11 protein-coding genes are annotated in these 11,032 nt (G+C 68.8%); 5 read left to right on the top strand and 6 right to left on the bottom strand.

The features are described 5' to 3' along the window. Positions 1–157 precede the first annotated feature (157 nt). The 5 genes from ACTB72_RS09700 to ACTB72_RS09680 form a co-directional block, all read right to left on the bottom strand. Complete coding sequence (locus ACTB72_RS09700; RefSeq protein WP_463036788.1) at positions 158–1,360, bottom strand: acetyl-CoA C-acyltransferase; 1,203 nt, start codon at positions 1,358–1,360, stop codon at positions 158–160. A 70-nt stretch (positions 1,361–1,430) separates the two neighbouring features. Then, complete coding sequence (locus ACTB72_RS09695; RefSeq protein ID WP_463036787.1) at positions 1,431–2,189, bottom strand: SDR family NAD(P)-dependent oxidoreductase; 759 nt, start codon at positions 2,187–2,189, stop codon at positions 1,431–1,433. Between the two features lie 29 nt (positions 2,190–2,218). Beyond that, positions 2,219–2,734, bottom strand: coding sequence for a PaaI family thioesterase (locus tag ACTB72_RS09690; RefSeq protein WP_463036786.1), 516 nt, complete (start codon positions 2,732–2,734; stop codon positions 2,219–2,221). Further along, entirely contained in the window at positions 2,731–3,174 is a 444-nt protein-coding gene (locus ACTB72_RS09685; RefSeq protein WP_463036785.1) for a PaaI family thioesterase, read from the bottom strand. The genes ACTB72_RS09690 and ACTB72_RS09685 overlap by 4 nt, the downstream gene beginning before the upstream one ends. Continuing rightward, complete coding sequence (locus tag ACTB72_RS09680; protein ID WP_463036784.1) at positions 3,171–3,335, bottom strand: hypothetical protein; 165 nt, start codon at positions 3,333–3,335, stop codon at positions 3,171–3,173. Before ACTB72_RS09680 ends, ACTB72_RS09685 begins: the two co-directional genes overlap by 4 nt. A 209-nt stretch (positions 3,336–3,544) precedes the next feature. On the opposite strand from ACTB72_RS09680, the gene ACTB72_RS09675 reads away from it, so the two are divergent. The 5 genes from ACTB72_RS09675 to ACTB72_RS09655 all read left to right on the top strand — a co-directional run bounded on the left by ACTB72_RS09675 (position 3,545) and on the right by ACTB72_RS09655 (position 10,164). Continuing rightward, positions 3,545–5,623 (top strand): 3-hydroxyacyl-CoA dehydrogenase NAD-binding domain-containing protein, encoded by a 2,079-nt coding sequence (locus ACTB72_RS09675; protein ID WP_463036783.1) that lies wholly within the window; start codon positions 3,545–3,547, stop codon positions 5,621–5,623. A gap of 33 nt (positions 5,624–5,656) precedes the next feature. After that, positions 5,657–7,315 carry an AMP-binding protein gene (locus ACTB72_RS09670; protein WP_463036782.1) on the top strand — a complete coding sequence of 553 codons (1,659 nt, stop codon included), beginning with the start codon at positions 5,657–5,659 and terminating at the stop codon, positions 7,313–7,315. Between the two features lie 32 nt (positions 7,316–7,347). Further along, a complete protein-coding gene (pimC, locus tag ACTB72_RS09665; protein WP_463036781.1) occupies positions 7,348–8,547 on the top strand; it encodes a pimeloyl-CoA dehydrogenase large subunit in 1,200 nt (399 codons plus the stop codon). A 7-nt stretch (positions 8,548–8,554) separates the two neighbouring features. After that, on the top strand, positions 8,555–9,691 hold the full coding sequence (locus ACTB72_RS09660; RefSeq protein WP_463036780.1) for an acyl-CoA dehydrogenase family protein: 1,137 nt from the start codon (positions 8,555–8,557) through the stop codon (positions 9,689–9,691). Between the two features lie 254 nt (positions 9,692–9,945). Further along, positions 9,946–10,164, top strand: coding sequence for a hypothetical protein (locus ACTB72_RS09655; protein ID WP_463036779.1), 219 nt, complete (start codon positions 9,946–9,948; stop codon positions 10,162–10,164). A gap of 8 nt (positions 10,165–10,172) precedes the next feature. Here the strand turns inward: ACTB72_RS09655 and ACTB72_RS09650 are convergent, their stop codons facing one another. After that, positions 10,173–10,982 carry an IclR family transcriptional regulator gene (locus ACTB72_RS09650; RefSeq protein ID WP_463036778.1) on the bottom strand — a complete coding sequence of 270 codons (810 nt, stop codon included), beginning with the start codon at positions 10,980–10,982 and terminating at the stop codon, positions 10,173–10,175. Positions 10,983–11,032 lie beyond the last annotated feature (50 nt).

Below are 11,032 nucleotides of genomic sequence, written 5' to 3'. Positions count from 1 at the left end.
CGCAGCGCGCCGCGGGCGCCGCGCTGAGGCTCGCGGCCCGGTCGTCGCGGCGCCCCCGACGGGTCTGCGCGACGGGTCTGCGCGCCGGGCGGCACGAAAACGGGCGCGGGGGTTTCTCCCCGCGCCCGCATGTCTCACGGCCCGAAGGCGAACAGGCTCAGGCGACCTCGAACAGGCCCGCCGCCCCCATGCCGCCGCCGACGCACATGGTGCACACCACATACTTCGCGCCCCGACGCTTGCCCTCGATCAGCGCGTGGCCGACCATGCGCGCGCCCGACATGCCGTAGGGATGCCCGACCGAGATCGCGCCGCCGTTCACGTTCAAGAGCTCGTCGGGGATCCCCAGCTTGTCCTTGGAATAGAGCACCTGCACCGCGAAAGCCTCGTTCAGCTCCCACAGCCCGATATCCGAGATCTTCAGCCCGTGCCGCTCCAGCAGCCGGGGCACGGCGTAGACCGGACCGATTCCCATCTCGTCGGGGTTCAGGCCCGCCACCGCGATGCCGCGATAATAGCCCAGCGGCGACAGCCCGCGCTTCTCCGCCTCCTTCGCCTCCATCAGCACCGAGGCCGAGGCCCCGTCCGACAGCTGCGAGGCGTTGCCGGCGGTGATGTGCTTGCCCTCGGCCACAGCCATGCCGTTCTTGAACACCGGCGCCAGGCTCTGCAGGCTTTCCAGCGTGGTCGACGGCCGGTTGCCCTCGTCCTTGTCCAGCGTGACCTCCTTGAACGAGACCTCCTTGGTCTCCTTGTCCACCACCGCCATGCTGGTGGTCAGCGGCACGATCTCGTCGTCGAAGGCGCCGGCCTGCTGGGCCGCGGCGGTCCGCTGCTGGGAGCGCAGGGCGTATTCGTCCTGATACTCGCGGGAGACGTTGTAGCGCTCGCCCACGATCTCCGCCGTCTCCAGCATCGACATGTAGAGCGCGGGGACATGCTCCTTGATCCACGGATCGCCGGCGCGGAAGGCGTTGCGATGCTCGTTCTGGCACAGCGAGATCGACTCGACCCCGCCCCCGATGGCGATGGTCATGCCGTCGTCGATGATCTGCTTGGCGGCCGTGGCGATGGCCATCATGCCCGACGCGCACTGGCGGTCCATCGACATGCCGGCGATGGTGTCGGGGAGCCCTGCGCGGATCACCGCCTGGCGGCCGATATTGCCGCCCTGCGCGCCCTGCTGGATGGCCGAGCCGATCACGCAATCCTCGATCTCGCCCGGGGCGACGCCCGACCGCTCGACCGCATGCTTCACGGCGTGGCCGATCAGCTCCTGGCTCTGGGTGTTGTTGAATGCGCCGCGATAGGCCTTGCCGATCGGGGTGCGCGCGGTGGAAACGATGACGGCTTCCCGCATGGGAAAACTCCTCTCCCTTGGGTTTCTTGAGGCCCGGCCGCGCGGCTGGCGCGCGGCCGGGCCGGCGATCTTAAGAAATGGTGTCGCCGCCGTCGGCCACCAGCAGGTGACCGGTCATGAAGGCGGCGGCGTCGGAGGCGAGGAAATGGGCCACGCCCGCGATGTCGTCCGGCTCGCCGATGCGGCGCAGCGGAACCTTGTTCTCGACCCGGGCGAGCCGCTCGGGATCGGTCCACAGCTCCTTCGCGAAGTCGGTGCGGATCAGGCCGGGCAGGATCGCGTTGATCCGGACGCCCTTCGGCCCCCAGGCGACCGCGAGGTTCTTGGTCAGATGCGCCTCGGCGGCCTTGGAGATCGAGTAGAAGGCCAGCATCTCCGATGCGCGCAGGGCCGCGACCGAGCTGACCAGGATCACCGCGCCGCCGCCCTGCTTCTCCATGATCGGGGCGACCAGGGAATTGACCAGGATGTAATTCGACTTGACGTTGTTATCCATGATCTTGTCCCAGGCGCTTTCGGGCAGGCCGGGCATCGGACCGTAGACGGGGTTCGAGGCGGCGTTGCAGACCAGGATGTCGATGCGCCCCCATTTTTCCATGGTGGCTTCGACCAGCCGGACCAGCTGCTCGCGCTCGCCGATATGGCAGGGGACGGCGATGGCCTCGAAGCCCGCGTCGGCGATCTCTTTGGCCACGGCCTCGCAGACGTCGGCCTTGCGGGACGAAATCACCACCTTGGCGCCCGAGCGCGCGTATTGCCAGGCGATGGCGAGGCCGATGCCCTTGGTCGAGCCGGTGATGATGGCGACCTTGCCCTTGATGTCGAACACTTGGCGTCTCCTCCGTTTATCGTTGTGGGTCAGGCTTTCCCGGCGGCGGCGGCGACTTCGGCGTCGGCCTCCGCCCGGGCGGCGAGCGCGGTTTCCAGCGGCTCGCCCATCGGGTCTTCCGACCCGCGCATGTATTGGAAACTGCCGATGCCATGGGCCAGCACGTCGCCGTCCTCCGACAGCGCCTCGGCCACCGAGGTGTAGATGCGCCGGCCGGACGCGACGGTGCGCGCCTCCACAAGGATCAGGCCGGTGCGCACCTTGCCGGTGAACTTCACCGTCAGCGACAGCGTCACCGCCCGGCGCACCCGCCCCGGATGCGGGCAATAGAGCCCCGCGCCGGTCATGCAGGCGTCGAGGATCGTGCAATAGACCCCGCCATGCACGATGCCGGAGCGGTTGAGATGCTCCGCGCTCACCTGCAATTCGCCCCAGATCGCGGTGGGAGAACGATGGGTGAGCTTGAGGCCCATGCGGTCCTGAAACCCCTCGCGCGCCAGGGGGCCCGCGGGGATCGGCTGGCGGAGCGGGTCGTCGAGGCTCATGCGTCCGCCTTCTTCTTGGTCGGATCGCCCCCCGCCACCCGCAGGCGCAGCACGGCGGCGGCGGTGGCGACCAGCGTGCCCAGCTCGTCGCGCAGCTCTCCGGCGGCGAAGAAGGTGTTGCGCCCGCCCCCGGTGTTGCGCCCCTCGGCGATCAGCAGCTTGCCGCGGGGCAGGCCGACGAAGCTGAGGTTCAGCGACAGGGTCATCGCGAAGACCGGAGGTTCCCCCTCCGGCCGCCAGGTCCCTGCATAGGCGCAGGCGGTGTCGAGCATCGTGGCGTAGTTGCCGCCATGCGGGATGCCGTGGCGGTTGACGTGGATCTCCGGGTCGATCGGCATCTCCACCCGCGCGTAGCCCGCCGACCACTCCGCGATGCGATAGCCGAGCACCCGCATCAGCGGATAGGTCTCGACGTCAAGGTCGCGCGCGTCCCCGCTCATGAAGCGGCCCGGTCGCCGGGGAAGGGGGCCGCGTGGTCGATCAGCGCCTTCATCAGGAGGGTCGGCCATCCCGAGTCGCCGAGACCCGAGATCCTCGCCGCGTCGCCATCCCTGACTTCCGTCAGGCCGGCGCGCGCGTCCTCGCAACGCTTGTCGATCATCGTCCTGAAAATCCTCCCGTTCTTTCCTTCGCGCGCCGTTCGGCGGCGACGTCGCATTCGGCCCGGACGCAGGTTTCCCCGCGCCGCGGTCCGTCGCGTTTCGTGTTGACTTGGAATTCAGCACTTCTTAGCCTCGGCGTCAAATTGCAAAATATATTTCCGCACTGCAGAAATAGCAGGCGGGAGAGCCGATCCGGGGAGGAAAGCTCGTGTCCGATCAGAAAGTCTCCATGCGCATGGAGGGCCGCGTCGCGGTCGTGGAATCCGACAACCAGCCGGTCAACGCGCTGGGCCATGCGGTCCGCAAGGGGCTGTGGGACAACGTCTCCGCCGCCGCCAAGGACCCCAATGTCGACGCCATCGTCATCGCCTGCAAGGGCCGCACCTTCCACGCCGGCGCCGACATCACCGAATTCGGCAAGCCCGCCCAGGAACCCGGCCTCGTCCCGGTGATCGAACTGATCGAGGCCTGCGACAAGCCCGTGGTCGCCGCGATCCACGGCACCGCGCTCGGCGGCGGTCTGGAACTGGCGCTCGGCTGCCATTTCCGGGTCGCGGTTCCCTCCGCCCGGGTCGGTCTGCCTGAGGTCAAGCTCGGACTGCTGCCGGGCGCCGGCGGCACCCAGCGCCTGCCGCGCCTGATCGGCGCCGTGGCGGCCCTCGCCCCCATCGTCACCGGCGACCAGATCCCCGCCCCGAAGGCGCTGGAACTGGGCATCATCGACAAGATCGTCGACGGCGATCTGGTGGCCGAAGCCGTCGCCTTCGCCGCCGCCAAGGCGGCCGAGGGCGGCGCGCTGCCGCGCATTTCGCAGATGCAGACGCCCGAGACCGACATGAAGGCGTTCGAGGCGGAGGCCGGCCGCCTCCTGTCGCGCTCCAAGGGCCTCAAGGCCCCCGCGACCTGCGCCCAGACCGTGCGCAACGCCATCACCATGTCCTTCGCCGATGGCACGGCGCAGGAGCGCGCGCTCTTCGCCGAACTGCGCGACGGCCCCGAATCCAAGGCCCAGCGTCACGCCTTCTTCGCCGAGCGGGAGGCCAACAAGGTCCCCGGCGTCACCAGGGACGTGAAAGCGCGTGAGGTGAAGAAGATGGCCGTGCTCGGCGCCGGCACCATGGGCGGCGGCATCACCATGTCCTTCGCCTCGGCCGGCATCCCGGTGACCATGATCGACCTCAACCCCGAGGCGCTGGCCCGCGGCATGGCGATCATCGAGAAGAACTATCGCAACACCCAGGCCCGCGGCGGCCTGACCGAAGCGCAGGTGGATGCGGCGCTGGCGAACATCACCGCGTCCTCCGACTTCGCCTCCGTCGCCGACGCCGACATGGTGATCGAGGCGGTGTTCGAGAACATGGACCTCAAGAAGAAGATCTTCAAAGCCCTCGACGCCCAGTGCAAGCCGGGCTGCATCCTCGCGTCCAACACCTCGACCCTCGACGTGGACGAGATCGCGGCCGTCACCTCGCGCCCCGAGGACGTGCTGGGGATGCATTTCTTCTCCCCCGCCAACGTGATGAAACTGCTGGAGATCGTGCGCGGCGCGAAGACCGCCCCGGACGTGCTGAAAACCGCGATGGAGATCGGCAAGAAGGGCGGCAAGATCCCCGCCGTCGTCGGCGTCTGCTACGGCTTCGTCGGCAACCGCATGCTCCACGCCCGCGGCGCCCAGATCGAGCCGATGCTGCTGGAAGGCGCCTCGCCGTCCCAGATCGACTCCGCGCTGACCAAGTTCGGCATGGCCATGGGCCCGCTCGCGATGTCCGACATGGCCGGCCTCGACGTCGGCTGGCGCATCCGCCAGGAGACCGGCAAGAAGGCCCCCGTCGCCGACGCGATCTGCGAGATGGGCCGCTACGGCCAGAAGACCGGCAAGGGCTGGTATCTCTACGAAGAGGGCTCCCGCCGCCCGATCCCGGACCCCGAGATCGACCAGCTGATCGCCAAGGTCGCCAAGGAGCAGGGCGTGAAGCGCCGCGAGTTCGACGAACGCGAGATCTTCGAGCGTCTGATGTTCCCGATGATCAACGAAGGCGCCAAGACGCTGGAGGAGGGCATCGCGCTCCGCGCCTCCGACATCGACGTGATCTACCTCTACGGCTACGGCTTCCCCATCGGCCAGGGCGGCCCGATGTATTACGCCGACCAGGTGGGCGCCGACGTGATATGCGAACGCCTCGACCACTACGCCGAGGTCACCGGCAACGAGGCGCTCCGGCCCTGCGCCCTGATGCGCAAGCTCGCGGCGGAGAAAAGCTCCTTCGCCGCCGCCAAGGCCGCCTGAAGGAGGCCGAAGCAGGGAATGGGGAGCCGCGACATGCCGGACGACGCGCCCGCCTGGGCCCGCTGGTACGCCGAGGGGGTGGATGCGAATTTCACCCCCGAGGCGACCACGGTGAACCGCCAGTTCGAGGCGTTCACCGAGGCCTTCGCGACGCGCCCGGCGTTCGACTACAACGACCATGTGCTGACCTACGCGGATTTCCGCGGGGCATGCGCGCGGCTCTCCAACGCCTTGCGGGCCCGGGGGATCGGGCCGGGGGCGGTGGTGGCGCTCTACCTGCCCAACACGCTTTTCCACCCGATCTTCTTCTATTCGGTGCTGCTGACCGGGGCGACGGCGACCCATCTTTCGCCCCTCGATGCGGTGCGGGAGCTGGAGCACAAGGTCCGCGACAGCGGCGCCCGCATGGTGGTGTCGCTCAGCATGGCCCCCTTCGGGGCGCGGGTGGTCGAGCTGCTCGACACCGGCGCGCTGTCGGAAGCCGTGCTCTGCGACGACGCGGTCCATGGCGGCCCCGGCGGGGCGATCCCCGACGATCCCCGCATCACGTCCTTCGCGGATCTGGTCGCGGGCGCGGATGACACGCTCGTCGTCCACCCCGCCGAGCCGGGCGACCGGGCGCTGCTGCAATACACCGGCGGCACCACCGGCCTGCCGAAAGCCGCGGTGCTCAGCCACGGCAATCTCGCCGCCGCCGTGCAGATCTACGAATATTCCTGGCTCAACGACCCGGAGCGGCTGGAGGGCGCGGCCTCGCTGGTCGTCTCGCCCTTCTTCCACATCATGGGTCTGACCTCGATCCTGATGACCCGCCTGAAGACCGGGTCCACCATCGTCCTGCACCAGCGTTTCGACGTGAACCGGGTGGTCGACGACATCGAGCGCAAGCGCGTCGTCTCCACCGGCGGCGTGCCGACCATGTGGATCGCCATCGCCAACATGCCGGGGATCGAGACGCGGGACCTCTCCTCGCTCCGCTCCATCGCCTCGGGCGGCGCGCCGATGCCGGTGGAGATCGCGCGCAAGATCAAGGCGCTGACCGGGCTCGACATGCGCGGCGGCTGGGGGATGACCGAGACCGGGGCCGCCGGCACCTCGATCCCCGCCGCCCAGGCCTTCGAAAAGCGCGCCTCCATCGGCATCCCGCTGCCGGGCGTGCGGATCGAGGTGGTGTCGGTCGACGACCCGACCCGGGTGCTCGGCGTCGGCGAAAACGGCGAGATGCGCATCAAGTCCCCCGCCGTGCTCGCCGAATACCACGCCAACCCCGAGGAGACCGCGGTCAGCTTCGTCGACGGCTGGTTCCTCACCGGCGACATCGGGCATTTCGATGCGGACGGGTTCCTCCATCTCGTCGACCGCAAGAAGGATCTGATCCTTTCGGGGGGCTACAACGTATACCCTCAGGCGATCGAGCAGGCGATCCATGAGCATCCCGACGTGGCCGAGGTCATGGTCATCGGGATCCCCGACGAATATCGGGGCGAAAGCGCGCGCGCCTATGTGGTGCTGCGGCCGGGGGTCGAGGAATTCGACCTCGCAACCCTGCGCGCCTTCCTCGACACGCGGCTCGGCCGGCACGAGATGCCGATGGGCCTCGAATTCGTGACCGCGCTGCCGCGCACGCCGGTCGGAAAGTATTCCCGCAAGATGTTGCGGGACCAGGTTCTCAAAGCGCTGGACGAGGCCTGAGCCTCGCCGGCCTGATCAGGGAGAGACACGCCGTGGATCTTGAATTCACCGCCGAGGAGAAGGCCTTCCGCGACGAAGTCCGGACCTTCATCCGCGAAAATCTGCCGGAAGCCACCCGCACCCGGATGAAAGAGGGTCGCGGCACGTCCAAGCAGGACATGGTCGACTGGATGAAGATCCTGGCCGACAAGGGCTGGAGCGCGCCGCGCTGGCCCAAGGAATACGGCGGCCCGGGCTGGAACGCGATCCAGCAGTATATCTTCACCGAAGAGATCCAGATGGGTCACGCGCCCGACCCGCAGGGCTTCAACATCTCGATGGTCGGGCCGGTGATCTACACCTTCGGCAACGACGAACAGAAGAAGAAGTTCCTGCCCTCCATTCTGGATTGCTCCGTCTGGTGGTGTCAGGGCTTTTCGGAGCCGGGCGCCGGCTCCGACCTCGCTTCGCTGAAGACCAAGGCGATCCGCGACGGCGACGAATACGTGGTCAACGGTCAGAAGACCTGGACCACCTTCGCCCAGCATGCCGACTGGATCTTCTGCCTGGTGCGCACCGACCCCGACGCGCCCAAGAAGCAGATGGGCATCTCCTATCTGCTGATCGACATGAAGACCCCCGGCATCACCGTGCGCCCGATCCAGACGATCGACGGCGGGGTCGAGGTCAACGAAGTGTTCTTCGATGACGTCCGCGTCCCGGTGGAGAACCTGGTGGGCGAGGAGAACAAGGGCTGGGACTACGCCAAGTTCCTGCTGGGCAACGAGCGCATCGGCATCGCCCGCGTCGGCGCCTCCAAGGCGAAGCTCCGCCGGGTCAAGGAACTGGCGGCTTCGGTGCCCCAGGGCGAAGGTTCGCTGATGGACGACCCCCGCTTCCGCGCCAAGGTGTGGGAGACGGAGGTCGAGCTGAAGGCGCTGGAGATGACCCAGCTGCGCGTGCTCTCCGACATCGCGGTGCGCGGCGGCAAGAAGCCCCATCCGGCGTCCTCGGTGCTGAAGCTCAAGGGCTCCGAGATCCAGCAGTCGATCACCCATCTGCTGATGGACGTGGTGGGGCCCTATGCGATCCCCCGCTCGATGGGCGGCGAAGGCTCGAACGAGCCGTCGGTGGGGCCGGACTGGGCCGACGCCATCGCGCCGGGCTACTTCAACTACCGCAAGGTCAGCATCTACGGCGGTTCTTCTGAAGTTCAGAAGGGCATCATCGCCAAAGCCATTCTGGGACTGTGAGGGCCGCATGGATTTCGAACTGAGCGAAGAGCAGCAGCTGCTCAAGGACATGGTCGGCCGCTTCATGGGCGACCGCTACGCCTTCGAGAACCGCAAGAAATACATGGCGGAGCCGGCCGGCTTCTCCGAGGAGATCTGGGCGGGCTATGCCGAGCAGGGCCTGCTCGCCGTGCCCTTCGCCGAAGAGGACGGCGGCATCGGCGGCGGGCCGGTCGACCTGATGATCGTGATGGAGGAGATGGGCAAGGCGCTGGCGCTGGAGCCCTATCTGTCCACCGTGGTCATCGGCGGCTCGCTCCTGCGCACCACGGCGACCGCGGCGCAGCGCTCGGCGCTCGCCGAGGAGATCATCGGCGGGGCCTGCAAGCTGGCCTTCGCCCATGCCGAGCCGAAGGCCCGCTATGATCTCGCCTATGTCGAGACCAAGGCGGCGAAGTCGGGCGAGGGCTGGACGCTGGATGGCGCCAAAACCCTGGTGATGTATGGCGGCGTGGCCGACAAGCTGATCGTGTCGGCCCGCGTCTCGGGCGGGACCACGGACGAGGCCGGCGTGGGCCTGTTCCTGGTCGAGCCGAAGGCGGACGGCGTGACGCTGCGCGACTACCCGACCCAGGACGGGCTGCGCGCGGCCGAGGTGACGCTTTCGGGCGTGACCGCGGAGCTGCTGGGCGACACGCCCGATTCCATGGCGGCGATCCGCCAGGCGTCGGACGAGGCGATCGCGGCGCTCTGCGCCGAGGCCGCCGGCGCGCTCGGCAAATCGCTGGACCTGACGGTCGAGTACATCAAGCAGCGCGAGCAGTTCGGGCGGGCCATCGGCTCGTTCCAGGGCCTGCAGTTCCAGGCCTCCGAGATGTTCGTGGAGTTGGAGCTGGCGCGCTCGATGATGATGTACGCGGCCATGGCCTCGCGCGATGCCGATCCGGTGGAGCGGTCGCGGGCGGTGTCGGCGGCGAAGGTGCAGATCGGGCGGTCGGCCAAGCGGCTGGGCGAGAAGGCGATCCAGCTGCATGGCGGCGTCGGCATGACCATGGAGTATGCCATCGGCCACTACTTCAAGCGTTTGTCGATCATCGACCGCACGCTGGGCGACACCGATCATCACCTGGCGCAGCTCGACGCGGTGGGCGGCATGGCCGCCTGATCCCTTCCGGGGATTTGGGAACGAAGGGGCGCGGCGGGCAACCGTCGCGCCCCTTTTCGTCGGGGGGAAGCCGCGCGTCGAGGTCGCGCCCGCGGCCCGGTTCCGCCCGCGCGGCGCGGCGGCGGGGCGCGGGGCCGACCGTCTCCCCGCCCCCGCCCGCACGCCCGCGCCCCCGCGTCGCGCCGCCGCGGGTGGCTGACCTTCGCCGAACCCGACCCCATATCCTGCCGGAACCATCAACCCGGAGTCCGACCATGCTGCTGAACCTCGTCTACCGCGTCCCGCTCATCGGCTGGATGATCCGCGACGCGATGGAGGGCGACGAGGACGCGCCGCTCTGGTTCGCGGGCAATCTGGTGATGCTGTGGATCCTCGCCGGCGTGCTCTTCGGCCTGCAGGGCGTCGCCATGCTGGCGCTGATCGGCACGCCCATCGTCTTCGGCCTGATCCTGACCGTCACGCTCGGGCGCTGAACGCGCGCCTAGTGGCGCGAGATCCGGGCGGCGAGGTCGAGGAGCATCGGCCCGACCTCCTTCTCCAGCTTCAGCCGGGGCAGGGTGTAGGCCGCGCCGCCGCAGGTCAGCGTGTAGAGCGTGTCGTCATGCGCCAGCCGCAGCGGCACGCCCGCCGTGTTGACCTGCGCGCGCCAGTTGCCCAGCGACATGCAGAAGCCCCGCTCATGCACCGAGCGCACCGAGTCCCGGATCCCGGTCAGCGTCGCCGGCCAGATCGCGGGATCGGCCCGCGCCTCCAGCTCCACGATCAGGCGCTCGCGCTCCTCGGTCGCGGCGGCCGAGAGATAGGCGCGCCCCGCCGCGGACCGCCCCAGCGACAGGCGCGAGCCGACGTCGAGCTGCAGGCTCATCACCCCCGCCGACGACCTCGCGCAGGCGAGATAGACCATCCGCAGGTTGTCGCGCGCCGACAGCGCCACCAGCACGCCGCCGCCGACCGCCTCGGCCATCTCCTGCATGTGCGCCTGCGCCGTCTCCCGGATCCGGAAGCCGGCGAGGCAGGCGTAGCCCAGCCCCAGCACCGCCACCCCCAGCCGATAGCGCCCGGTGCCCGCGTCATAGCGCAGGTAGCCTAGCCGGGTCAGCGTGTAGGTGATGCGGGATACGGTGGACGGCCCGAGGCCGGAGCGCTGCGACAGCTCCAGATTGCCCAATCCGTCGTCGCCGGGCTGAAAACAGCGCAGCACCTCCAGCCCCCGATGCAGGGCCGACACGAACTGCCGGTCGCCCTCGAAGGACTTGGCGCCGACGGCGGGATCCGCCGCGAGCTCGGGCATGGCGCTGCGTTTTCTCACCGGAGGCCCCTCGGGATGGTTGCGCCGCGCCC

The organism is Albimonas sp. (assembly GCF_055129145.1).
The sequence above is the reverse complement of the archived record's forward strand: the minus strand, read 5'-3'. Positions and strand labels throughout refer to the sequence as shown.

Coding starts and splice junctions, on each gene's coding strand:
- ACTB72_RS09660 (WP_463036780.1), top strand. CDS start 8,555: ATGGATTTCGAACTGAGCGAAGAGCAGCAGCTGCTCAAGGACATGGTC.
- ACTB72_RS09690 (WP_463036786.1), bottom strand. CDS start 2,734: ATGAGCCTCGACGACCCGCTCCGCCAGCCGATCCCCGCGGGCCCCCTG.
- ACTB72_RS09685 (WP_463036785.1), bottom strand. CDS start 3,174: ATGAGCGGGGACGCGCGCGACCTTGACGTCGAGACCTATCCGCTGATG.
- ACTB72_RS09655 (WP_463036779.1), top strand. CDS start 9,946: ATGCTGCTGAACCTCGTCTACCGCGTCCCGCTCATCGGCTGGATGATC.
- ACTB72_RS09680 (WP_463036784.1), bottom strand. CDS start 3,335: ATGATCGACAAGCGTTGCGAGGACGCGCGCGCCGGCCTGACGGAAGTC.
- ACTB72_RS09670 (WP_463036782.1), top strand. CDS start 5,657: ATGCCGGACGACGCGCCCGCCTGGGCCCGCTGGTACGCCGAGGGGGTG.
- ACTB72_RS09650 (WP_463036778.1), bottom strand. CDS start 10,982: ATGCCCGAGCTCGCGGCGGATCCCGCCGTCGGCGCCAAGTCCTTCGAG.
- ACTB72_RS09700 (WP_463036788.1), bottom strand. CDS start 1,360: ATGCGGGAAGCCGTCATCGTTTCCACCGCGCGCACCCCGATCGGCAAG.